The organism is Deinococcus sp. Marseille-Q6407 (genome assembly GCF_946848805.1).
GTDB lineage: Bacteria > Deinococcota > Deinococci > Deinococcales > Deinococcaceae > Deinococcus.
In genome coordinates this window covers 866,814-889,420 of the sequence record NZ_CAMPFU010000002.1, presented here as the reverse complement: position 1 = coordinate 889,420, position 22,607 = coordinate 866,814, and the positions used below count along the sequence as shown (strand labels likewise).

The following is a 22,607-nucleotide window of genomic DNA, read 5'->3' as shown; positions in this document are numbered from 1 at the left end:
GAAAGGGAAAGGGTTACTCGATGACTTCGGCGGCCTGGGTGGTCGTCTTCATGCGGAAGACCATATTCATGGTGCCGGCGTCCTTGCCGGTCATGGTCACGTTGAGCCGCATCCGCATCTCCTGGGTCGTGTTGAGGCTGCTGGGCAGGCCATTGGCACGGTAGCTGGACTGGCCCATCACGTTCAGGTCGGTGATGCTCGCGTTCGTCTGCATGGCACCGCTGCCGTCCGGGTTCTGGGCGCTGAAGCTCACCTTCCAGGGCTGCGCCTTGCCGATGGCGTCAAATACGTAGCGGCCCTGGGCATCAGTGCCGCGGTAGGTGGTCACGCTGGTCACGGTCAGCGGGTCGGCCTTGATGTTCTGGAAAGTGGCCTGAACCTCGGCGGCCTCGTCTTCGCTCAGGTCGGCAGACATCGACCCGACCAGGCCGCCCATCAGACCGCCCAGCAGCGCCTGCATATCTACTGTCTGGGTGCTGGTTTTGCTCTGGCCGGGCACCAGCGGAAAGCCGTACACGCCGGTGTCCTGCCCACCACTGACATTGTTCAGCTGGTCCTGGCTCAGTGCGGCGAAGGTCTGCTGAATCTCTTTGTTGTCGGATTCGATGCGGGTGGCGGTCAGGCGGCCGTCGGCGGCAATCCGCTGAATCACGCGCAGGGTAAAGTCATCCATTTCGCTTTCGGCCGGCATCTGGGTGGTGACCGAGGTGATCAGTTCACGTGAGCCGTCAGGGAAGACCTGGCCCACCGAAATCACCACGTCGGTCGGCGCGACCTCGGTGTCGCCCATTTCGGCAAACATCTGGCGCATTTCCTTGATGTCGTCCTGGCTCATTTCCTTGGCGGCGCTGCCGGTCGCCTGCACGTCTTCCAGCTCTATCTGCACCTTGGAAGTCTGACGCAGGGTCACGCTGGTGCCGCTGGGCGCCGTCAGCATGAACGTCCGGGCCTGAGCCGGCGTCATGGGCACCGGCTTGCCCGGGGTGGGTTCACCGACGGCAATGCTGGTGACAGGTGCCGGCACCGGCTTGCCCGGGGTGGGTTCGCCGACAGCGATGCTGCGAACGGGCGCGGGGCGCTGAGCCGGGGCGTTGAGCGGCAGCGCAGGAATCACCAGCGTGCTGCTCTGGAAGGTGCTGCCCGTGACCGGACGGGGCTGCGCCGGCGCCGGCGCAGGGCCGACGGGCGGCTGATATCCACCGGCCAGAGCCACAGGAGCAGAGACCAGCAGGGCACTCAAAATCAGTTTTCTCATACCTGATGGTACGGGGCGCTGGGGCCGCACGTTCCCACCGGGCCACTGTATGAACAGTGGGTAAACGTGGGAGGGCTAGGCTTGCATACCCGCTCCTCCGGTCCTTCTCCCGCCAGTACCTGCTGCCCCGAGCGGTTCGCCCAGCAGAAAGTGTGCGGTCAGGGTAAATAGGGTCTGGATATGGTCCAGATTGTCGAAGGTATGGTTGGAGTCCTCGATCAGGGCCAGCTCGGTGCCGGGACCCAGGGCCTCGGCATACCGCTCACCCCAGGCGCTGGGACAGTCCTCGTCGGCGTCGCCGTGCAGCACGGCCGCCACTCCGCCCCACTGCCGGGCGGCCCTGAGCGGGTTGAGCCGCAGCACCTCTTCCAGAAAGGGCCGGCCCAGCGGCCAGCCGCTGAGGTCCTGCGTGCCGGCCGGCAGCTGGCCGCCGGGGAGGTATTGCAGGAAATAGTCGGGCAGGGCCGGCGCCCACAGCGCCAGCCGGTGCGGGTTCACGCTCGCCGCGCTCTGCGCCGCCAGCAGGCCGCCCAGCGAGTGTCCCAACAGCATCAGCCGCTCGGGGTCGGTGTCCGGGTGGGCGCGCAGCCAGCCGGCGGCCGCCTGCACATCTTCCAGCTGCCGGGCCGGGGTAACGGCCGCAAAGTCGCCCTGCGAGTCGCCGTAGCCCCGGAAGTCGAAGCGCAGCACAGCCACGCCGCGCGCCGCCATCTGGCGGGCAAACAGGGTGTGCAGCCGGTGGTCGCCCGCCTTGTGGCCGGTAAAGCCGTGCAACATCAGCAGCGCGGGCCAGCCCCGGGCCGGGCGTTCCTGGCCCGCGCCGGCCGGCAGGTGCAGCAGACCGACCAGTTGTTCTTCACCCACCCGGAAACGAACCGGTTCCTCGTGCAGCAGCGTCATGGCAGACAGTCTAGAGGGTGACGGCCCGGCCCATCCGGGCTGCAGGTGCCCGTTCCAGCGCTCCGGCGCCAGCCGGGAAAAGCAGGGCCGCGGGAACGCTGGTCTGCTTGTCCAAATGCTTGCCCAAAAAGGCACCCGCACAACGGCCGCCCGGCGCCCGGGGCCTCTACAATAACTGCCGATGACCGCCGATCTGCCTGCCGAGCCTTTTGACATCCAGGGCGCGGTGCAGCGCGTGAGATTCCGCGCCGACAGCGGCTTTACCGTGATGACTGCCGACATTACCGGCCCCTACGGCGAGGACGAGGACGCCGCCGTGGTGGGCGTGATGCCCCCGCTGGACGCCGGCGACGGCTTCAAAGCGCTGGTGAAACTGGAAGAGCACAAGGACTACGGCTACCAGTACCGGGTGCTGAATCTGGTGCTCTCGGCGCAGCCGGCCGACCTCTCGGAAGAAGGGGTGGCCGCCTACCTGCAAGCCCGGGTGGGTGGCGTGGGCAAGGTTCTGGCCGGGCGCATTGCCGGGATGTTCGGCTCTGCCACCTTTGATGTGCTGGAAGAAGATCCACAGAAGCTGCTGCAGGTGCCGGGTGTCTCGGCGTCCACCCTGCACAAGATGGTCGCCAGCTGGGGCGAGCAGGGCCAGGAGCGGCGCACCCTGGCGGCGTTGCAGGGGCTGGGCCTGAGCATCAGCCAGGCGCAGCGGGCGCTGAAGCACTTTGGCGAAACGGCGGTGGAGACGTTGCAGGCTGACCTCTACACCCTGACCGAGGTGGAAGGCATCGGCTTTCTGACTGCCGACAAGCTGGCCCGCGAGCGCGGCATGGCCCTGACCGACCCGCGCCGGCTGACGGCCGCCGCCGTCTACGCGCTGCAACTGGCGGCCCAGGCCGGCGGGCACTCTTATCTGCCGCGCGCCCGCGCCGAGAAAGGCGTGGTGTATTCCACCCGCGTGTCGGAGGAGCTGGCGCACGAGGCGGTCAGCCGCGCCCTGGAACTGGACCGCCTCAAGGCCGATTACGACGCTGAGGGAAATGAGCGCATCTACCTGCCGCAGGCCCTGCGCGCCGAGAAAAAGCTGGCCCGCCTGATTCGCACCCTGCTGGCGACTCCGCCGCAAGAGGAATGGGCGGTGCCGGCCGGCGCGGGCATCGGCCTGAGCGAGGAACAGGCCAGCGTGCTGGACCTCTTGACCGGCGAGCGGCTGGTGGTGCTGACCGGCGGTCCCGGCACCGGCAAAAGCACCGCGACCAAGGCGGTGGTGGAAGTGGCCGAGGAACTGCGGCTGGAAGTGGGTCTGTGCGCCCCCACCGGCAAGGCTGCGCGGCGGCTGGGCGAGGTGACCGGCCGCCCCGCGCACACGGTACACCGCCTGCTGGGCTACGGCCCGAACGGGTTCCGGCACAACCATCTGGAGCCGGCCCCCTACGACCTGATTATCGTGGACGAGGTGAGCATGATGGGCGACGCGCTGATGCTGGCCCTGCTGAACGCGGTGCCGCCCGGCGCCCGGCTGCTGCTGGTGGGCGACACCAATCAGCTGCCGCCCATTGACGCTGGCCTGCCGCTGGGCGCCTTGACCCAGGCGGCCCCCACCGTGCGGCTGGAGAAGGTGTACCGCCAGGCCGCCGAAAACCCCATTATCGGCGCGGCGCACCGGCTGCTGCACGGCCAGCCCCCGCAGTGGCAGCGCATGAACGATGACGGTGACGACGAGGCCCGCGCCCAGCTCAGCCTGACCGAGGTGGACGCCGACGCCGGCGCCCGCCGGGTAGCGCTGGTGGTGCGCGAACTCGGCGGCCCGGCGCGGGCGCAGGTGCTCTCGCCGATGCGGCGCGGGCCGCTGGGTGTGGAGCGGCTGAATACGGTGCTGCAGCAGACCTTCAACCCCGGCGAGGGCGGCGTCAAGGTGGGCGGAGACGGGCTGGCCCGCGCCGGCGACGTGGTGGTGCAGACCAAGAACGACTACGACAACGAGATTTTCAACGGCACCCTGGGCACGGTGCTGGAAGAACGCGGCAGCCGGCTGCTGGTGGACTTTGACGGCAACGTGGTGGAGCTGGGCGGCATGGAGCTGTTCAACCTGCAACTCGGCTACGCGCTCACCGTTCACCGCGCCCAGGGCAGCGAGTGGCCGGCCGTGGTGGGCGTGCTGCACGAGGCGCATATGCCGATGCTCTCGCGGCCGCTGGCCTACACCGCCCTGACCCGCGCCCGCGAGGAATTCCACGCGGTAGGCTCGGCTTCGGCCTGGGCGCGGGCGGCCACTGCCCAGAAGGAAGAGCGCTACACGGCGCTGCTGGAACGGGTGCGGGGGCGCTGAAGAGCGTCTCTCCGGCCGCTCTGCCCGAACCCGCTACAATTCCTCCATGCAGTACGTCTCCACTCGCGGCTTTGCGGACCTAGGCACCTTCACGGACGTGCTGCTCTCTGGCCTGGCCCCCGACGGCGGGCTGGCGATGCCCCTGCGGATTCCCACCTTCAACCAGCCGGAGCTGGAGCGCCTGCGCCTGCTCAGCTACCCGGAGCTGGCCTACGAGGTGATGCGCCCTTTCATTTGCGACATTCCGGAAGCTGACCTGCGCCGGCTGCTGGAAGACACCTACCGCCCGGAGGTGTTCGGCAGTGCGGACATCACGCCGCTCACACCGCTGGGCCAGTCGGGGCTCTCGCTGCTGGAACTGTCCAACGGCCCCAGCCTCGCTTTCAAGGACATGGCGATGCAGTTTCTGGGCCACGCCTTTGAGTATGTGCTGGAAAAACGCGACCAGCGCGTGAATATTCTGGGTGCTACCTCCGGCGATACCGGCAGTGCTGCCGAATACGCCATGCGGGGCAAGCAGCGGGTGAACGTTTTTATGCTCTCGCCAAGAGGCCGGATGAGCCGCTTTCAGCAGGCCCAGATGTACAGCCTGGATGAACCGAACATCTTCAACATTGCCGTGGAAGGCGTGTTTGACGACTGCCAGGACCTGGTCAAAGGGGTGAATGCCGACGCCGAATTCAAGGCCCGCTATGACATTGGCGCCGTGAACTCCATCAACTGGGGCCGGGTGCTGGCGCAGGCGGTGTATTACTTCAAGGGCTATTTTGCGCTGGGGCTGCCGCAGGGCGCTGAGGCGGATTTCTGCGTGCCTAGCGGCAACTTTGGCAATGTGTTTGCCGGTTATCTCGCCAAGATGATGGGTCTGCCGATAGGGCAGCTGATCGTGGCCAGCAACGAGAACAGCGTGCTGCACGAGTTCTTCGGGAGCGGCATATATCACGTCTGGCCGGCCGACCGGGTGGCGGTCACTTCCAGCCCCAGCATGGACATCGGCAAGGCATCCAACTTCGAGCGTTTTCTGTACCTGATGGCCGGCAGTGACCCGGCCCAGACGGCAGAGTGGTGGGCCGAGGTGGCTGCGGGCCGCCCGGTGGACCTGCGCGGCACCGCCCACTGGGACGCGGTGGGGACCAGCGGTTTCCGGGCCGGACGCAGCACCCATGCCGACCGGCTGGCGACTATTCGCCGGGTGGACGCCGAATTCGGCCGCCTGATTGATCCCCACACCGCCGACGGCGTGCTGGTGGGTGCCCGCTTCCGGCGCGAAGGGGTGCCGATGGTCTGCCTGGAAACCGCTCTACCGGCCAAGTTCGGGGAAACGGTGCAGGAGGCGGTGGGCCGGATGCCGCAGCGCCCGGCGCAGTTTGAGGGCATTGAAGACCTTCCACGCCACTGCGAGGTGCTGCCCAACGACGCAGAGGCGCTCAAACACTTCATTGCGGAGAAGCTGGACCGGCAGGACTAAGACTGGCGGCCGCGTAAGCCAGTCCCGAGTGACGGCGCCTGGCGCCTTACAATTGTCAGGGAAGAAAAGCTGGCTGCGGGGATTTGTCTGGACATTTCGGACAAGACTGGACAGTCTTCGCCGGCTGCACCTATACTGCGCCCACTCGGCGGCCTGTTTCTCTGGGCCGCCTGTCAGGACACCCCATGACCCAGCCCACGCCCACCCCCGATCAAACGGCCCCGCGCGCCCTGCGCCTGGGGCTGGTGGGCTATGGGCGCATGGGCCACATCATCCGGATGGTGGCCGAGGAGCGGGGACACCGGGTCACGGCCATTGTTGATCCGCACGCGCCTGGTGCCACAGCTCCGGCGCTGACTCCGGAACTGGCAGAGCAGGTGGATGCCGTGATCGATTTCTCGGCGGCAGCCACCGCCCGCGACAACCTCCGCTTTTATGGCCGCAGCGGCCTGCCGGCGGTGGTCGGCACCACCGGCTGGTACGAGCAGCTGCCGGCCATTCAGGCCGAACTGGCCGAACTGCCCGCCGCCATCATCTGGTCGGGTAATTTCTCGATCGGGGTGCGGCTGTTTACCCGGCTGGCCGCACAGGCGGCGGCGCTGTTTGCACCTTTTGCCGATTACGACGCCTTGCTCCACGAGTTCCACCACGCCGGCAAGGCCGATAGCCCCAGCGGCACCGCCCTGGAACTGGCGCAGGCCGTGCAGGCCGAATGGACCCGGCAGCCAGAGTTGGAAATTGGCCGGCTGGACCGCCAGCGCCGCCCTGACGAGCTGCACCTGTCCAGCACCCGGGGCGGGTATTTTCCCGGCACCCACACGGTGATGTTCGACAGCCCCGCCGACACGGTTGAGCTGACCCACCGCGCCCGCACCCGGGAGGGCTTTGCGGCCGGCGCTGTGCAGGCGGCCGAGTGGCTGGTGCGGGGCACTCGGGCGGGCCGGCGCGGCCTATTTACCCTGGATGAACTGCTGGACGATGTCTTCGCCTCACGCGGCACCCAGCCTAAATCCAAACCTTCTCCGGATACCGCAGCGCGAAAACGCTAGAGGTTATCCGGAGAACGTTCTGATGTCCCTGTGAGAGAGGGGCCGCCCGGCGCAGCTGCCGCCGAACAGCCGTTCCCCTGAGGCCCACCCCGGCCCTGGATAACCTCACCTTTTCCCCGGCGTCCTTGCCCGCGCAGAGGGCCGCCTGCCCTGCACTTCCAAACCCCCTGGCCGCGCCGGCCCGCCCCCCGTTCCCACAGGAGAACCCCCACCATGACCACCGATACCTTGCGTCCCCTTGACCTCAGTGGCGTGTATACCGCGCTGATCACCCCTTTTACCCGTGACGGCTGGGTGGATGAAGCCGCCCTGGCCGACCTGATCGAATACCAGATTGAGTCGGGTGTCAGCGGGCTGGTGCCCTGCGGCACCACCGGCGAAAGCCCCACCCTGTCCCACGCCGAGCACGACCATGTGGTGGATTTCACCGTGCGGCAGGCGGCCGGGCGGGTGCCTGTGATTGCCGGCACCGGTTCCAACTCCACCGCCGAAGCCATTCAGCTCAGCCAGCATGCCGAGATGAGTGGAGTAGACGGCGTGCTGCTGATCAGCCCCTACTACAACAAGCCCACCCAGAAGGGCCTCTACCAGCATTTCCGGGCGGTGGCCGAAGCTGTCAACATTCCGGTCGTCCTCTACAACATTCAGGGACGCACTGCCGTCAACATCGAAACGCCCACCCTGGTGCGGTTGGCCCAAGACTGCCACAACATCGTGGGCGTCAAGGAAGCCAGCGGCAGCCTGGAGCAGATGTCGGGCGTTATTGAGCAGCGCCTGCCCGGCTTTCAGGTGGTGAGCGGCGACGACAACATGGTGCTGGACCTGCTGGAACTCGGCGGGCACGGCGTGATTTCGGTGGCGAGCAATGTCATCCCTGCGCAGATGGCCGAACTGGTGCGGCTGGCCCGCGCCGGGCAGCAGGCGGAAGCCCGCGCCCTGGAAGCCACCCTGGAACCGTTTTTCCGCGCCTGCTTCTGCGAGACCAACCCCATCCCCATCAAGACTGCGCTGGCCGAATACGGCTGGTGCGAGGAAACTTTCCGCCTGCCGATGACCACCCTGGAAGACGAGGCGCACCGCGAGCAGCTGTTGGACGCCCTGCGCCCGCTGGACGTGCGCCGGCGCACTCAGGACGCCTGACGGCCCCCGGCCAGCTCCCGCGCCGCTTATTCCCTTTCTCTTCCCAACGCTTTCCGAGGACCACCATGGCAAAAATCAATTCCAACTACCGCAAGCTCTCTGCCGGCTACCTGTTTCCCGAAATCAACCGCCGGGTGCGTGAATACGCCGCCCAGCACCCGGAATTGCCCCTTCACCGCCTGGGCATCGGCAACACCACCGAGCCGCTGACACCGGCGGTGCTGCGTGGCCTGCATGAGCGGGTGGATGCCCTGGGCCAGCGCGATACCTACACCGGCTACGGCGACGAGCAGGGCGAACCCGAACTGCGTGAGGCCCTGGTGGCCTACTACGCGGAGCGCGGCGTGACCCTGGACCCAGGCGAAATCTTCGTGAGCGACGGCGCCAAGGCCGACGCCGCCAACATCCAGAATCTGTTTGCGCAGGAGAGCGTGGTGGCCATTCAGAACCCGGCTTATCCGGTGTACGTGGACAGCAATGTGGTGGCCGGCCGCACCGGCGAGTACGACCCCCAGGCCGGTGCTTACGCGGGCCTGGTGCTGCTGGAAGGCAATCCGGACAACGGCTGGTTCGCCGCGCCCCCTGAGGAAAAGGTAGACGTGGTGTATCTGTGCAGCCCCAACAATCCCACCGGCGCGGTGGCGACCCGCCAGCAGCTGTCCGAGTGGGTGGACTACGCCCGGCAGCACCGGGCCGTCATCATCTTCGATGCCGCCTACGCCGAGTACATCGCTGACCCGGAGTTGCCGCGCTCCATCTACGAGATTGCCGGGGCCGAGGAGTGTGCCATTGAGCTGACCTCTTTTAGCAAGTTCGCGGGCTTTACCGGCGTGCGGCTGGGCTGGGCGGTGGTGCCGCTGGCCCTGCGCACCGAAGACAGCGAACCCGGCGAGCTGAACCGGATGTGGAACCGCCGCCAGAGCACCTTTTTCAACGGGGCCAGCAACATTGCCCAGAGCGGCGGCGCAGCGGCCCTCAGCCCGGCGGGGCAGGCTGAAAACCGGGCCCTGGTGGCCTATTACATGGAAAACGCCCGCATCATCCGCGCGGCGCTGCGCGAGCTGGGGCTGGACGTGACTGGCGGCGACAACGCGCCCTACCTGTGGGTGAAGACCCCTGGCAGCCTGGGCAGCTGGGACTTTTTCGACCAACTGCTGCAGGAAGCCCAGGTGGTCGTAACCCCCGGTGCGGGCTTCGGCTCGGCCGGAGAAGGCTACGTGCGCTTCTCGGCTTTTGGGCACCGTGAAAACATCGAGGCGGCGGTGCGCAGCTTGCAGAGCAACCTGACCCTTTAAGCCTTCCAGGCGCTCTACTTCCCTTTTTCTCTTCTTCCTCCCCGAAGGACACTTGCCATGACCCAGAAAACCCTGCCGGCCACCGAACAGCGCCTCACCGAACTGGCGCACGAACTGCCCACCCCGTTTCACCTCTACGACGAACGCGGCATCCGCGAGAATGCCCGCACCTTTATGCAGGCGTTTGCCTGGGCGCCGGGCTTCCGCAACTACTACGCGGTCAAGGCAGCTCCCACGCCTGCGCTGCTGAAAATCCTGGCCGAAGAAGGCTTCGGGGCCGACTGCTCGTCGCTGCCGGAGCTGGAGCTGGCGCAGCGTTGCGGCATCACCGGCGAGCACATCATGTTCACTTCCAACGACACGCCGCCGGAAGAGTTCCGCCGCGCCGCCGAGCTGGGAGCCGTCATCAACCTCGACGATATCACCCATATCGCGGCGCTGGAAGATGCGCTGGGCGGCCGCCTGCCGGAACTGCTGTCGTTCCGCTACAACCCCGGCCCCGAGCGCACCGGCAACGCGATTATCGGCAACCCGGTAGAAGCCAAGTACGGCGTGACTTCGGAGCAATTGCTGGACTGCTACCGCACCGCTCAGGAAAAGGGCGTGCGGCGCTTTGCCCTGCACACCATGGTCGCCAGCAATGAGCTGGACCCGCAGTTCATCATCGAAACGGCCCGGATGCTGTTCACTCTGGCGGTAAAGCTCCGGGACGAACTAGGTATCCAGCTGGAATTCGTGAACCTGGGCGGCGGCATCGGCATTCCTTACCGCCCGCAGGAGCAGGCCATGAGCTATCAGGAGGTGTCGGACGGCATCCGGAAGCTCTACGGTGAGATCATTCAGCCGGCCGGGCTGGACGGCCTGCGCCTCAGCTTCGAGTGTGGCCGGGTGATGACCGGGCCTTACGGGTATCTGGTCAGCCAGGTGCGGCACGTGACCCGCAAGTACAAGGATTACGTGGGCCTTGACGCCTCTATGGCGAACCTGATGCGCCCGGCGATGTACGGCAGCTATCACCACATCACCGTGCTGAACAAGCCGCAGGACGCTCCCCGGCAAGTGGTGGACGTGACCGGCTCACTGTGCGAGAACAATGACAAATTCGCTATTGACCGTGAGTTGCCGGTGATGCAGCCGGGCGACGTGGTGGTGATTCACGACGCTGGGGCCCACGGGCACAGCATGGGCTTTAACTACAACGGCAAACTGCGCAGCGCCGAGTACCTGCTGCGCGAGGACGGCCGCGTGGAGATGATTCGCCGCGCCGAGACGCTGGACGACCTGTTCGCCACCCTGGAGTGGTGACCGGCAGCGGAGCTCAGCGCCGGCGCCGCTTGGTGCAGTACATCTGCTGATCGGCCTGCCCCAGCAGAGCCTCGTAGTTCTGGGGGCTGCGTCCCAGGGCGTAGCCCACCGAGGTGTCCACCTGTAGGGTGCGCTGGCCCTGCTGGAGCGGGGCCGCCACGCTGCGCTGCAACTGCTGCGCGAAAGCTCCTGCCTGTGCCGCTTCCGTGAGGCCCGGCATCACCACCACGAACTCGTCGCCGCCCCAGCGAAAAATCCGTCCGGGCGCCGGGACGGCCTGTTGCAGCTGCCCGGCAACATGCTGCAGCATCCGGTCACCGGCCGTGTGGCCATAGGTGTCGTTGATTTCCTTGAAGCCGTTCAGGTCCAGCGAGAAGATGGCGTAGGGCTCGGTGTCGCCCAGGCCATAGCCGAAAAACTGGGTCAGTGCGGTGCGGTTGGAGAGCCCGGTCAGCTCGTCGTGGTAGGCCAGGTATTCCAGCTGGGCGCGGCTGTGCTGCAGTTCGCGGGTCAGGTCCTGACTGTCGCGGGCAGCCAGCCACTGCCGCGCCGTGACCATGGCCACCACCGCCAACGTGCCCCACAGAATGCCCTGGCTGCGCACCGAATCGGCCGGCAGCGTGAGTGCCAGAATCACGCAGACCACCAGCGCGGCTGCGTAGGGCAGCAACCGCAACAGCGGTTCGGCTGTCGCGGGCTGCGCGGGTCGCCGGTTCAGCGGCCAGAGCGCTGCGGCTTGCAGGGCAATGCCCCAGGACCACAGCAGGTCGGGCAGCGTGGCCGGCTGGTAGGTACGTCCCGGATCCAGATAAAGAATGTCGGCAATCACGAACCCGGTTAGGCCGACGCCCAGCAACAGGTGGGAGAGGTACTGGCGCTGTACCTGCAGCAGCACCATGCTGAGGCCCAGCACCAGCAGGTCCAGCAAAACGTAACTGAAATTCAGCAGGCCGAAAGGCCCCTGCAGGTTGTCCAGCAGCCGGCCAAGCAGCCGCTCCCACAGCACGATGCCGATGGTGCCGGCAATAATCAGCCCGTCCAGCGCGCGCCCGGCCTGCCGGCGGGTGGTGGGCTCTGCTGGCAGCAATCCCAGCAGGGCGGCCGTCATCAGCAGGTAGTAGCCCAGGTAAAAAATGTCTGCTGACGAAAACGCAGGGTAGGGCAGACCCCTCAGGTCCAGCGCGGTCAGCGCCGCGTCGCCGCCGAACTGGGCCAGGAAGGCCAGCAGGAAAGTGACCGGCACGCCCCTACGGCGCCAGAGCTGCCCGGCCAGCAGGACACTGGCGGCCAGCACACCCAGCGACAGCAGGCTGCCGGGCCACGCCGGCCCGGTGACCTGAGGCCCCAGACCACGTAGCAGGGTCCAGGCGGTCTGCCCCAGCAGCAGGGCAGCCAGCGGCAGCAGGGCAGTGCGGGAAAGCGGCGGCGGTCTGTTCACCTGATCAGCCGGCAGGCTAGCAAGCCGGGGGGGGCGCCGGCTCTTACAGCGTTCAAGGTGGCCGGGTCTGGAAAGTTCCGTCATCGCTGCCGCCCTGACCAGACGCGGGCAGGCTAACGGTGCTGACCACTGCGGGCCTTGGTGCTGTACATGTCGCTGTCGGCCAGGCCCAGCAGGGCTTCGTGGCTGTGGTTGCCCCGCCCTAGCGCGTAGCCTACCGACGTACCCACCCGCAGCGGCTGTCCGCGGTGCAGCATGGGTTCTTGCAAGCTGACGGTCAGCAGCCGGATCAGCGCTTCTGCCTCGGTGCTGCGTTCCAGGCCCGGCACCACAATCACGAATTCGTCGCCGCCCCAGCGAAAGATCTGCCCCGGCGCGGCCACTGCCCTGTTCAGCTGCCGGGCGGCATGGTGCAGCATCCGGTCACCTGTGGCGTGGCCGTAGGTATCGTTGATGTACTTGAACCCGTCCAGGTCCAGAGAAAAGATGGCATACGGCTCGGCAGGCCCCACGTGGTCCTCGAAAAACTGGTTGAAGGCCGAGCGGTTGGGAAGTCCGGTCAGGTCGTCGTGGTAGGCGAGATGTTCCAGCTCATGGCGGCTGGCTTCCAGTTGCTGCTGCATCTGCCGGTTGGCCCGGCTGGTTTCGGCCTGCCGCAGCATCACCAGACACACCACGGCCACGCTGCCTACCGAGACACCCAGCTGGCTCCAGGTGTGCTGCAGGTGCGCCGCCTGCAAACGGGGGTCGGTCTGGACCGCTGGCAAGAGTACGTCGCGCACAGCGCCCTCCAGCAGCAACGCGCAGCAGATGGCCACAGCGACATAGGGCAGGCGCCGCAGCAGTGGCTGCATTCTGGCTGGCAGTGGGCCACCCAGGCGTGGGGCCTGCGCACAGAGGTGCGGCAGCTGCCGGATACCCAGCGCCAGCAGGGTGCTGCCCCAGACCCACAGCAGCGGCTGCAACATCTCGCTGGTCTGTCCGGCCAGCAAGGCCAGATCGGCGGCGGCAAAGCACAACAGGCCCGCTGCACCCAGCGTGATGGCCGGGCCGCGGGCGCCGCGCAGCCACAGCATTGCCAGCAGTGTGATGCCGAGCAGCTGCGCGGCGGCGTAAGTCAGCAGCAGCGCTGCCAACAGCGGCTGCGTGTGCGCGGCGGCCACCTGGGTATCCAGCCCCAGTATCCAGACGACTACCCCGGCCGTGGTGGAGACGATCAAGGTGTCGGTCAGGGCCAGCCGCCCCGGCCAGCGCCCAGCACGCCGCAGCCGGTCCCAGCTTAGGCCCAGGGCCACGTCCAGCAGCACAAAAAACAGGCTGCCCAGCAGCAGAAAGGCTGGGGAGAGCCAGCTGGCCCCGTTTTGCTGAGAGCCGCTGAAATATTCCAGAGCACTCAGCAGTGGCGCCATCATGGCCGCTGCCAGCAGCGCCGCAGTGCGGGTCCGCTCCTGGAGCCACACCTGCACCGCCAGCAGGCCGGCGAAGACCTGCACGGCAGCAAAAAGCCAGCCGGAGGCTCCCGGCATTCCGGGCAGGTGCACAAAGCCCAGGGCCAGCGCGGTATAGACCAAGGCCGCCAGCAGCAGCAGGGCGGGCAGTGGCGCGGGAGGAGCTGTGGGGGTTGGGGGCGGGAGGCACTCTGGTCATGGGGCCGGAAAGGGTCCCGGGCAGCGGTGGCCCGGCGACTACACTGAGCAGTATGAAGCCCGCCCCTATACCGAAACATGACACCTCACCTCAGTCTTCTTATTTTCAGATTCGCGCGGCGCAGTTGCCCCCGGCGCTGCGTGAATATGGCGCGCCGCCCACCAAGCCGGGTGTGCGCGGCTATCCCGGCGTGGACGACGCCCAGCTGTTGCTGTTCCAGACCATGCTCAAGCGCAAGGTGCGGGGGCCAGTGCTGGACCTGAGTGCGATGGGCGGGCTGCTGGCCTCGCTGCCCGGTGTCGAGCTGCGCCCGGTGGAAGGCGCGGCGGCGGCGCTGACCGCGCTGCGGGCCGACGGATTGGAGCCGGTGGTGGCGGCTCCCGGAGACGACCTGCAGGCCCACTTCCCGGAGCCGGCCCGCACGGTGGCCTGCGTGCTGGCCGGTGACCGCGGTACTGCGTATGCCCAGGCCCAGGTCAGCTGGGCGCACGCCCACACTCCTCCCGGCGGCAAACTCTACCTGGCCGGCGACAAGGCCAAAGGCTTTGACCGCTACGTGCGGGCCGCGTCGCGGGCGTTCGGAACCGGCGAAACCATTGCCCGTGATGGAGGCATGCGGGTGGCGGTCCTGACCCGCCGCCCCGGCCCCACCCCCGAGTTACCAGCTGCCGAGAGCTACGAAGATCACGGCGTGAAAGTGGCGGGCCTGCCCGGCGTATTCAGCGCGGCCCGGGCAGACAAGGCCACCGGCATTCTGCTGGACACCTTGAGCGCCCTGCCAGGGCTGGACCTCAGCGGGCAGGCGGTACTGGACCTGGGCTGCGGCACCGGCCTGATCGGAGCCTGGGCCGCGCAGCGCGGCGCTGCCGTGACCCTGGCAGACGGCGACTTGCAGAGCGTGCGCAGCGCCCGGCTGACGCTGGAGGCCAATGGGCTGGCAGGTGAGGCCGTGCACTCGGATGTAGATTCGGAACTGGGCGAACGCCGCTTTGACCTGATTCTGACCAACCCGCCGTTTCACGTGGGGCGCGGCGTGGTGCTGGATGTGGCGCGCGAGTTCATCGCGGCGGCCCGCCGGCGGCTGAACCCCGGCGGCCGGCTGATTCTGGTCGCCAACGATTTCCTGCCGTACGAAGCCGAGCTGGCTGCCCTGGGGCCTGCCGAAGTACTGACCCATGAACGGGGGTTCAAGGTTCTGTCAGCCTGTAAGCGCGCTTAAACACATCCTGGCGCAGCGGCCGGATGCTAAACTACTGTGTTAATTTGTCCTGCCTGTCCCCGCCCACCGTCATTTGACCTGATCTGCTTTATCCTGCGCTTTTTTGCCAGTTGACCCGGCCCCTGCCCCCTCCGGTGCCTTTTCTGCACCCCTGGCCCCGGGCCGCTGGCACAGCGTACCGGGCAGCGCTTTTCCTTAATTCCTTCGCTTCTTTCCTCACTCTCCTGACCCCTGGAGGACCCATGGCTGAATCCAAGACTGCCAAGACCAAAAAAGCTGCTTCTGCTGCCGCGCCCGAAAAGGCAGCGGCCCCCAAGCCTGCCAAAAAGCCCACCGCCCGTAAAAAAGTCACCGCTGAAGACGCGGCCAAGGCCAAGCCAGCCCGCAAGGCGGCGGCCAAAAAACCGGCAGCCAAGAAGGCAGCCAAGCCGGCCGCCGGCGCTGAAGCGGCCGACGCCGACCGCCCGGCCCGCAAGGCCGACGGCTCGGACCGCGCCTACTACGCGCACCCAGCCATTCAGGAGCTGCTGAAGAATGCTAAGGCCAGCGGCCTGGTAACCAGTGAGGACGCCGCCGCCGCGCTGGCGACCGCGCTGGAAGCCAGCGGCATGGACCCCGACTCTAGCGATGAATTCGATGACCTGCAGCTGTACCTGGCGTCCAAGAACATCGAAGTGCAGGATGACGAGGACCCCGACGACGACACTGACAGCGACAGCGACAAGGAAGATGACGACGACGGCGAAGAAGAAGAGCGCTACTACGACGACATGCCCCGCGCCGTTTCCAACGACCCGGTGCGCCAGTACCTGCACGAGATCGGCCGAGTGCCGCTGCTGACCCTGGAAGAGGAAATCGCGCTGGCCCGCCGCATCGAAGACGGTGAATTTGCCCGCGTGGAGCTGGAAGAAAAGGGCGAGGAGCTGGACGACCGTGGCCGCCGCGCCCTGCAGCGCCGCATGGAAGACGGCGCCGCCGCCCGCCAGGGCCTGATCGAGGCCAACCTACGACTGGTGGTTTCGATCGCCAAGAAGTACACCGGCCGTGGCCTGAACTTCCTGGACCTGATTCAGGAAGGCAACCAGGGCCTGATCCGCGCCGTCGAGAAGTTCGAGTACCGCCGCCGCTACAAGTTCTCCACCTACGCCACTTGGTGGATCCGGCAGGCCATCAACCGCGCGATTGCCGACCAGGCCCGCACCATCCGTATTCCGGTGCACATGGTAGAAACCATCAACAAACTGACCCGCACCGCCCGGCAGCTGCAGCAGGAGCTGAGCCGCGAGGCGCTGCCCGAGGAAATCGCCGAAGCGATGGGTCCCGGCTGGGACGCCAACAAGGTGGAAGAAGTGCAGAAGGTCAGCCAGGAGCCGGTCAGCCTGGAAACCCCGATCGGTGACGAAAAGGACTCCTTCTACGGTGACTTTATCCCCGACGACAACCTCGACAGCCCGGTGGACAACGCCGCCAAGACCCTGCTCAGCGAGGAACTGGAAAAGGCCCTGGGTAAGCTCACCGAGCGCGAGGCGATGGTTCTGAAATTCCGCAAGGGCCTGGTAGACGGCCGCGAACACACCCTGGAGGAAGTGGGCCAGCGCTTCAACGTGACCCGCGAACGCATCCGCCAAATTGAGAACAAGGCGCTGCGCAAGCTGAAGTACCATGAAAGCCGCACCCGCAAGCTGCGCGATTTCCTGGAATAAGCTGCTCGCTACAAGCCAGTCAGGCAAAACCAGACAAGCCTCACCGCCGGGTGGGGCTTCTTTTTTGTGGGCCGCCCAGGAGCTTTGGCCCGCCGCGCCGAACAGGCGGGCTTTGGCCTCTGCTGTTTTCCATCCCCGCTGTTTTTGGCCCGCCGTTTTGGCATAGTGCCTTTATGACCCTGCCCAACGATCCAGAACAACTGCTGGAATTTGCCAACGGCATCATCGCCCAGCAGAGCTTTTCTACCCTGATTGGTGCTCGCTTCACGGCCATTGGTGACGGCATCGCCACGCTGGAAGTGCCGCTGCGGGATGACCTGCGCCAGCACCACGGGTTCGCGCACGGGGGCCTGATGGGCAGCATGGCCGACATCACCCTGACCTTTGTGGGCGCGCTGCACCTGGGCCCGCAGGTGCTGACCAGCGAGTTCAAAATCAATTTTATTCGCCCGGCGGTGGGTGAGAAACTGGTGGCCCGTGGGCAGCTGGTGGGCGGCACCTCGCGTCAGGCCGTGACCCGCTGTGACATCTACGCTGTGCGCTCCGGCGAGGACGGCCAGCTGGGCGAAGATAGACAGCCCAGCGAGAAACTGGTCGCCACCGCCCTCGGCACCATCGCGCTGCCGGACGCGGCCCCGCGCTCCAGCTGAGGCAGGCGGGGGCAGCGGCGCTGCTTATACTTGGGCCATGACACAAGCTGCGCCGGCGGCCGCTGGACCGTTCCCCCTGTGGCGTACCGTGGCCTTTGCCGCCCTGTCTCTGGTACTGGCCGGGATGGTGCCGCTGCCGGCGCTGCTGGGCCTGATGGCCGTCTTTGCCCTGACGGCCCAGGACACCCTGCGAGCTTACCGCTCTCAGCTCACCTTGTTGGTGCTGGCTGTGAACCTGCTGGTCACCCTCTGGCTGGCCATGCAGGCCGGGAATCAGCACTACATGGTGGCGGCCTTTTTCGTGGTGATCGCGCAGATGGCCACTGCATTTTTGGTCGTGCAGGCTGCCGAGCGTGCTGAGGAGCGCCGTGGGCGCGGCTGGCTGTGGCTGCTGCCGGCCTTCGTGCTGGCGCCGCACCCGCTGGGCCTGGTCAGCCTGGGGGCGGCCATTCTGCTGCAGCGCGGCACCGACGATGACACCCTGACGGGCGGCCGCTGGCAGGGTACCCGTCAGGACGCCCCTGGCTCCTCCGGTCGGGCGCCGGTCCTCTGGCCCTGGTTGGCCGGCGCGGCCGCTGCAGCGCTGCTGGCCGGCCTGCTGCTGCCCCGCGCCTCTTTGTGGGATCAGGCCACCGACTATATGGGCGTGACCGAGCACATCACGGTGGTGGACCATTCGGCTGTGCCGGGGGCTCCTGCTAAGCCGTCAGCGCTGCCGGGCTTACCGTCGGCACCGACTTTCCTGCCCGGCACTCCGGGGGCGGGTGCCAGCCAGGGCCTTGAGCGCACCGCGCAGGGCTATCTGAATCTGCTTGCGGTGCTGCTCCTGCTGACCATCATTCTTGCGGCGCTGTTCGGCCTCTGGCGTCAGCTGCGCCGTCCCGGTGGGCCTCCGGACTGGCGGCGGGTCTGGCCCCTGCTGGCGTTGCTGGCCCTGCCGCTCAGCCTGCTGGCGGTGATGCTGGCCGCCCAGTTTCAGGCGCTGGACATCACCGTGGCGGACGGCCAGCACGCGCCGGCACCTGCAGGCGGCGACGCCGGGCCGCTGGAAGCCGCCGTGCAGATAGTGGTGGACCTACTGGTGAATACGCCGCTGGGCAATCCGAATATCTACAACCTGCTGTTTCTGCTGCTGGGCACCCTGTTGCTGTTCGCCGTGCTAGCCGGGGTCTGGCGGCTGCTGACCGCCCGCTCCCGCGAGATCTATGCCTACGCGGAAACCCATGAGGCCGCCCCGGTGACGGCGTCTGCTCCGGTGGCGGCCTCTGCTCCGCTGCACCGGGTCCGGCTGGCTTACGCGCAGGTGGAACGGCATCTGACTGCAGCCGGGCGGCCGCGCCGTTCCAGCGAAACTCCCGCCGAATACCTGCGCCGGGTGGCCGCCGAGTGGCCGTCGCTGGCGGCGCCGCTGGCGACTCTGGGCGCCGCCTACAGCCCGGTGCGCTACGGCGGTGGCATCAGCGAGGGTCAGGCTGAGCAGGCCGAGAGAAGCGCCGCCGAGGTGCTGGCAACGCAGCCATCGGGGAAGTAGCCATGAATCGTCAGGTGTCGCTCTCCAGAATCATCATCCATGCGGCCTTGCCGCTCGTTCTTTGGGGCTGGCTGCCGTTCTGGGCTGTGCTGCTGCTGTGTTTGCTTTTCGCGGTAACGGCGCGGCGCGAAGAGTGGGAAATGTACCGCCTGTTGGGCGGAGCGCTGCTGGTGGGTTTCAGCTTCTGGCCGCTGCTGGAGGCTCAGTTCTCGGCGGGCGGCTGGCTTCCCGACTGGTGGCTCGCGCTGCTGCTGTTCTTGCGGTTGGTGGCCCTGTGGCTGGCGTGCCGCGCTGCCGAACTGCTGGCAGATGAGGGTGGCTCCTCCCGCAGTGAAACCCTGCGTGGCTGGGTGTTCTTGCTGCTGCCGCTGTTGTTGGCTCCGCACCCCGTGGGGCTGCTGGGGCTGGTGGCCGGCGCCCTGCTGCGGCCGGGACATGAGCGGACGCTGGCGCGGGCGGGCCGGCCGTTCCGCCCTGTACAGTCCAGTTCTGAGCCAAGCCGCGGGCAGAGTTTCTGGCAGACGCGGTGGGGGCAGGGTGCCTTGCCTCTGGCGGCGGTGCTGCTGATAGCGCTGTTGCTGCCCAGAACGTCTCTCCTCGGGCAGGTGGATGGCCGGGTGGCCGCTTCCCTGGAAACCATTCAGGCGGAAACGGTGGGCTGACAGGCGTATGCCTACCGCTGCGACAATGCTGACCCCACCACCTGCGGTCAGCAGGAATGGTATAGGCAGCAGGCCGTGCAGTCCGCGCCCACTGCAGGGTGCGACCCGGACCAGAAGGGCGTGACCTGGTTTGTTCGCGGAGGCCGGCGGCTGGGCACCAACGGCTGCGGCCTTTCGGAAGGCACGCAGAACATGGCCAAAGCCACGCTCGCCGCCGAGCAGCCCGCCGGTGGGGGCCGCTCCTGGGCCCGGGCTTGGTGGCTGGCCGGAGTGATGGGCCTGGCCCTGCTGGTGGTTTTTTTCCTGCGGCGTCATACCAAGCCTGCGGCACCTCCAGCCCCAACCACTCGGGCGTCCGTTTCTTCTCCTCCTGCCTCTGCTTTTGCTGCGCCCCTGCACCGCGTCCGCGCTGCCTACGCCCGTACCGAGGCTCACCTGAGCGCCGCTGGCCTGAGCCGCCGGGAAGCTGAAACCCCGGCCGAGTACCTGCGGCGAGTGGCCGCCGAGTGGCCGGGGCAAGCCGCCCCGCTGGCGACTCTGGGCGCGGCTTACGGCCCGGTGCGTTACGGCGGTGGCGTGACCGACGCTCAGGCTGAGGCTGCCGAGGGAGCCGCCGCGCTCATCCTGGCTGGCGCCCCGCCTGCCGCTCCCGTATCCTCCTCGGAACATTCCGCTGCTGATCGTTCTTCCTCCTCCGAAAGGCAAGGCCCCGCATGACCCAACCCGGCATGACCGACACTGACCCGCAGTTTTCTTCCGCCCCAGCCAGCGCTGTGATGGACCGCGTGCAGGCCAACGTGGCCCGCGTGCTGGTCGGCAAGGAGGATGTGACCCGGCTGGCGCTGGCCGGTATTCTGGCCGGCGGGCACATCCTGCTGGAAGACGCTCCCGGCACCGGCAAGACCATGCTGGCACGCGCCCTGGCCGCCAGTCTGGGCCTGGACTTTGCCCGCGTGCAGTTCACGCCCGACCTGCTGCCCAGCGACGTGACCGGGGTCAGCATCTACCGCGAGGGGCAGTTTCAGTTCGTGCCTGGCCCCATTTTTACCGGCATCCTGCTGGCCGACGAAATCAACCGCGCCACCCCCAAAACCCAGTCGGCGCTGCTCGAAGCGATGGGGGAGGGGCAGGTGACCGAGTCCGGCGTCACCCACCAGCTGCCCCGGCCTTTTGTGGTTATCGCCACCCAGAACCCGGTGGAGCACGAGGGCACCTACGCCCTGCCCGAAGCTCAGCTGGACCGTTTCCTGCTCAAGCTGTCGGTGGGCTACCCGGATCTGGAGCAGGAGGTGCAGATGCTGGGCCGGCTGCAATCCGCCCACCCGATAGACACGCTGGCGGCGGTGGCCGGTCCTGCCGACCTGCTGGCGGCGCAGCGGGCCGTGCGCGAAATCCGGGTCAGCCCCGACCTGCAGCGCTATCTGGCCTCCATCGTGGCGGCCACCCGCACGCACCCGCGCATCAGCCTGGGCGCCGGCCCCCGCGCTTCGCTGGGCATTCAGGCGGCGGCGCAGGCGCTGGCGTATCTGGCCGGGTGCGACTTCGTGACGCCAGATGACGTGAAGGCGGCCGCCCGCGGCGTGCTGCCTCACCGCTTACTGTTGAATATCGAGGCGCGGATGGCCGACATCGGCGCGGCGTCGCTGGTAGAAGAGATTCTGGGCACGGTGCCGGTGCCGGTCGAAACCCCCGGCGCGGTTGCCCAGGCCCAGGCTGCTCAGTCCCAGGCCACCTCCGAATCCACTTCCTCGGCAGGCTGAGCAGGTGAGTGCTGGCCTGCTCAGCGCATTCATCTGGCTGCTGTTTCTGGCGGCCCTGGCGGGGCTCGTCTGGTGGCTGTACCGGGGGCCGCCCCGCGTGGAGCTGACCCGTGAGCTGCGCCCGGCCGGCATGGTGGGCCAGGCCCAGCCGCTGACCGTCACTGCCGACATCGAAACGCGCCTGCCCACTCGCCTGGTGCTGGAAGACCCGCCCCCCCGCGCCGTGGTGCCGAGCCGCCCGGTGGTGTTTGGCGGGCTGTGGCAGGGCCGCCACACGGAGCACCTGGAGCTGACCCTGCAGCCCAACCGCCGGGGCGTGTACCGCTGGGAAGGCGCCGTGCTGCGCTGGGCCGATCCGCTGGGCCTGTTCTGGCGCTCCAGGCTGCTGGAGGTGCCGGCCAGCCTGGAAGCCTATCCCCAGACCCACGGTGTTGTCCTGCCGGAACTGCTGCGCCCGCTGCTCTCCGAAGGCCAGCTCACCCGCAATCTGGGCCTCAGCGACCCCATCAGCCTGCGGGGAGCGCGGCCCTACGTACCGGGCGACGCGCCGGGGCAGATTCACTGGAAGCTCTCGGCCCGCTCGCTCTCTACCGGCGGCGCCGGCAGCGTGCCGATGATCCGCGAACTGGAGCGCACGGCGGCTAGTTCGGTCACCATTTATCTGGATACGGGTGGCAACGCCACCTACCTCGAAAGCGCGGTGCGGTTGGCAGCCAGCCTGGCGGCGCAGGCCTGGGCAGATGGCCTACCCGTGTCCCTGGCAACGGCCGAGGGACAGACCCCGCCCGACCGCGCCGCTGAGGCCCAGCGGGCGGTCCTGCGTGCCCTGGCCGAGCTGGAGGGCAGCGGTCAGGCAGCGCCTGTGCTGCACCCGCCCCGCCCCGGCACCAACCTATTGGTAATCACCCAGTTTGCCCCCCCAGAACTGGTCACCCAGGCCCTGCGGGCCCGCGCCACCGCCAGCCGGGTCGCCATTATCGCCATGCCGGAAGGCTTTTACCTGGAACCCGGCGAGACCCCCCGCAAGCAGTGGGCCGGCGCCCCCGACACGGTGCGGCAGCTGGAAAAGCAGGCCGGCGTGCTGGCGGAGCGCGGCGTGCTGGTCTTTGTGCTGCGTGGCAACCAATCGGTGCTGCGGCTGAGCTGAGGCCAGGCCTGTGTTTCCGTGCTGGCAGGCGCCCCGCAATCTGTACTCCAGCACTCGGATTTATTCTGCCGAGCTGGTACAATGGGGAACGGCCAGATAGGAATGATTCCTAACA

Annotated in this window: 18 protein-coding genes; 14 read left to right on the top strand and 4 right to left on the bottom strand. The window is 67.4% G+C overall.

Annotated features, from left to right (window positions below; translation table 11 throughout):
* Positions 1-13: 13 nt before the first annotated feature.
* Together OCI36_RS06275 and OCI36_RS06270 are read right to left on the bottom strand one after the other, a co-directional pair.
* Positions 14-1,255 (bottom strand): hypothetical protein, encoded by a 1,242-nt coding sequence (locus OCI36_RS06275; RefSeq protein WP_261664222.1) that lies wholly within the window; start codon positions 1,253-1,255, stop codon positions 14-16.
* Between the two features lie 75 nt (positions 1,256-1,330).
* Positions 1,331-2,155: an alpha/beta hydrolase family protein gene (locus tag OCI36_RS06270; protein ID WP_261664221.1), complete on the bottom strand. Its 825-nt coding sequence runs from the start codon at positions 2,153-2,155 to the stop codon at positions 1,331-1,333.
* A gap of 181 nt (positions 2,156-2,336) precedes the next feature.
* Here OCI36_RS06270 and OCI36_RS06265 point away from each other — a divergent pair, with 181 nt between their 5' ends.
* The 6 genes from OCI36_RS06265 (at position 2,337) to OCI36_RS06240 (ending at position 10,735) form a co-directional block, all read left to right on the top strand.
* A complete protein-coding gene (locus OCI36_RS06265) occupies positions 2,337-4,478 on the top strand; it encodes an ATP-dependent RecD-like DNA helicase (RefSeq protein ID WP_261664220.1) in 2,142 nt (713 codons plus the stop codon).
* A 46-nt stretch (positions 4,479-4,524) separates the two neighbouring features.
* Positions 4,525-5,946 carry a threonine synthase gene (gene thrC, locus OCI36_RS06260; RefSeq protein ID WP_261664219.1) on the top strand — a complete coding sequence of 474 codons (1,422 nt, stop codon included), beginning with the start codon at positions 4,525-4,527 and terminating at the stop codon, positions 5,944-5,946.
* Between the two features lie 185 nt (positions 5,947-6,131).
* Positions 6,132-6,995, top strand: coding sequence for a 4-hydroxy-tetrahydrodipicolinate reductase (gene dapB / locus OCI36_RS06255; RefSeq protein WP_261664218.1), 864 nt, complete (start codon positions 6,132-6,134; stop codon positions 6,993-6,995).
* A gap of 213 nt (positions 6,996-7,208) precedes the next feature.
* Positions 7,209-8,135, top strand: a complete 927-nt coding sequence (dapA, locus tag OCI36_RS06250) for a 4-hydroxy-tetrahydrodipicolinate synthase (protein WP_261664217.1) — start codon at positions 7,209-7,211, stop codon at positions 8,133-8,135.
* 65 nt (positions 8,136-8,200) lie between these two features.
* Positions 8,201-9,430, top strand: coding sequence for an LL-diaminopimelate aminotransferase (locus OCI36_RS06245; RefSeq protein ID WP_261664216.1), 1,230 nt, complete (start codon positions 8,201-8,203; stop codon positions 9,428-9,430).
* A gap of 57 nt (positions 9,431-9,487) precedes the next feature.
* Entirely contained in the window at positions 9,488-10,735 is a 1,248-nt protein-coding gene (locus tag OCI36_RS06240) for a diaminopimelate decarboxylase (RefSeq protein ID WP_261664215.1), read from the top strand.
* A gap of 13 nt (positions 10,736-10,748) precedes the next feature.
* On the opposite strand, the gene OCI36_RS06235 is transcribed toward OCI36_RS06240, so the two are convergent.
* Complete coding sequence (locus OCI36_RS06235; RefSeq protein WP_261664214.1) at positions 10,749-12,173, bottom strand: GGDEF domain-containing protein; 1,425 nt, start codon at positions 12,171-12,173, stop codon at positions 10,749-10,751.
* Positions 12,174-12,286: 113 nt separating this feature from the next.
* The gene (locus tag OCI36_RS06230; RefSeq protein ID WP_261664213.1) at positions 12,287-13,744 is read right to left on the bottom strand and encodes a GGDEF domain-containing protein; all 1,458 of its coding nucleotides are present in this window, start codon (positions 13,742-13,744) and stop codon (positions 12,287-12,289) included.
* Between the two features lie 128 nt (positions 13,745-13,872).
* On the opposite strand from OCI36_RS06230, the gene OCI36_RS06225 reads away from it, so the two are divergent.
* From OCI36_RS06225 to OCI36_RS06190, 8 genes are all read left to right on the top strand, one after another.
* A complete protein-coding gene (locus OCI36_RS06225) occupies positions 13,873-15,039 on the top strand; it encodes a class I SAM-dependent methyltransferase (RefSeq protein WP_261664212.1) in 1,167 nt (388 codons plus the stop codon).
* A gap of 242 nt (positions 15,040-15,281) precedes the next feature.
* On the top strand, positions 15,282-16,742 hold the full coding sequence (gene rpoD / locus OCI36_RS06220) for an RNA polymerase sigma factor RpoD (protein ID WP_261664211.1): 1,461 nt from the start codon (positions 15,282-15,284) through the stop codon (positions 16,740-16,742).
* Between the two features lie 173 nt (positions 16,743-16,915).
* Positions 16,916-17,392, top strand: coding sequence for a PaaI family thioesterase (locus tag OCI36_RS06215; RefSeq protein WP_261664210.1), 477 nt, complete (start codon positions 16,916-16,918; stop codon positions 17,390-17,392).
* 37 nt (positions 17,393-17,429) lie between these two features.
* Positions 17,430-18,923, top strand: a complete 1,494-nt coding sequence (locus OCI36_RS06210; RefSeq protein WP_261664209.1) for a DUF4129 domain-containing protein — start codon at positions 17,430-17,432, stop codon at positions 18,921-18,923.
* Between the two features lie 2 nt (positions 18,924-18,925).
* Positions 18,926-19,585, top strand: coding sequence for a hypothetical protein (locus OCI36_RS06205; RefSeq protein WP_261664208.1), 660 nt, complete (start codon positions 18,926-18,928; stop codon positions 19,583-19,585).
* A 120-nt stretch (positions 19,586-19,705) separates the two neighbouring features.
* Complete coding sequence (locus tag OCI36_RS06200) at positions 19,706-20,302, top strand: DUF4129 domain-containing protein (protein WP_261664207.1); 597 nt, start codon at positions 19,706-19,708, stop codon at positions 20,300-20,302.
* Between the two features lie 11 nt (positions 20,303-20,313).
* Positions 20,314-21,345 carry an AAA family ATPase gene (locus OCI36_RS06195; RefSeq protein WP_409996724.1) on the top strand — a complete coding sequence of 344 codons (1,032 nt, stop codon included), beginning with the start codon at positions 20,314-20,316 and terminating at the stop codon, positions 21,343-21,345.
* Between the two features lie 4 nt (positions 21,346-21,349).
* A complete protein-coding gene (locus OCI36_RS06190; protein WP_261664206.1) occupies positions 21,350-22,492 on the top strand; it encodes a DUF58 domain-containing protein in 1,143 nt (380 codons plus the stop codon).
* The last annotated feature ends 115 nt before the right edge of the window (positions 22,493-22,607 follow it).

Excerpts from the sequence above, each read along its gene's own strand:
- OCI36_RS06275 (WP_261664222.1), bottom strand. The coding sequence starts at position 1,255 with ATGAGAAAACTGATTTTGAGTGCCCTGCTGGTCTCTGCTCCTGTGGCT.
- OCI36_RS06270 (WP_261664221.1), bottom strand. The coding sequence starts at position 2,155 with ATGACGCTGCTGCACGAGGAACCGGTTCGTTTCCGGGTGGGTGAAGAA.
- OCI36_RS06265 (WP_261664220.1), top strand. The coding sequence starts at position 2,337 with ATGACCGCCGATCTGCCTGCCGAGCCTTTTGACATCCAGGGCGCGGTG.
- thrC (WP_261664219.1), top strand. The coding sequence starts at position 4,525 with ATGCAGTACGTCTCCACTCGCGGCTTTGCGGACCTAGGCACCTTCACG.
- dapB (WP_261664218.1), top strand. The coding sequence starts at position 6,132 with ATGACCCAGCCCACGCCCACCCCCGATCAAACGGCCCCGCGCGCCCTG.
- dapA (WP_261664217.1), top strand. The coding sequence starts at position 7,209 with ATGACCACCGATACCTTGCGTCCCCTTGACCTCAGTGGCGTGTATACC.
- OCI36_RS06245 (WP_261664216.1), top strand. The coding sequence starts at position 8,201 with ATGGCAAAAATCAATTCCAACTACCGCAAGCTCTCTGCCGGCTACCTG.
- OCI36_RS06240 (WP_261664215.1), top strand. The coding sequence starts at position 9,488 with ATGACCCAGAAAACCCTGCCGGCCACCGAACAGCGCCTCACCGAACTG.
- OCI36_RS06225 (WP_261664212.1), top strand. The coding sequence starts at position 13,873 with ATGAAGCCCGCCCCTATACCGAAACATGACACCTCACCTCAGTCTTCT.
- rpoD (WP_261664211.1), top strand. The coding sequence starts at position 15,282 with ATGGCTGAATCCAAGACTGCCAAGACCAAAAAAGCTGCTTCTGCTGCC.
- OCI36_RS06215 (WP_261664210.1), top strand. The coding sequence starts at position 16,916 with ATGACCCTGCCCAACGATCCAGAACAACTGCTGGAATTTGCCAACGGC.
- OCI36_RS06210 (WP_261664209.1), top strand. The coding sequence starts at position 17,430 with ATGACACAAGCTGCGCCGGCGGCCGCTGGACCGTTCCCCCTGTGGCGT.
- OCI36_RS06205 (WP_261664208.1), top strand. The coding sequence starts at position 18,926 with ATGAATCGTCAGGTGTCGCTCTCCAGAATCATCATCCATGCGGCCTTG.
- OCI36_RS06195 (WP_409996724.1), top strand. The coding sequence starts at position 20,314 with ATGACCGACACTGACCCGCAGTTTTCTTCCGCCCCAGCCAGCGCTGTG.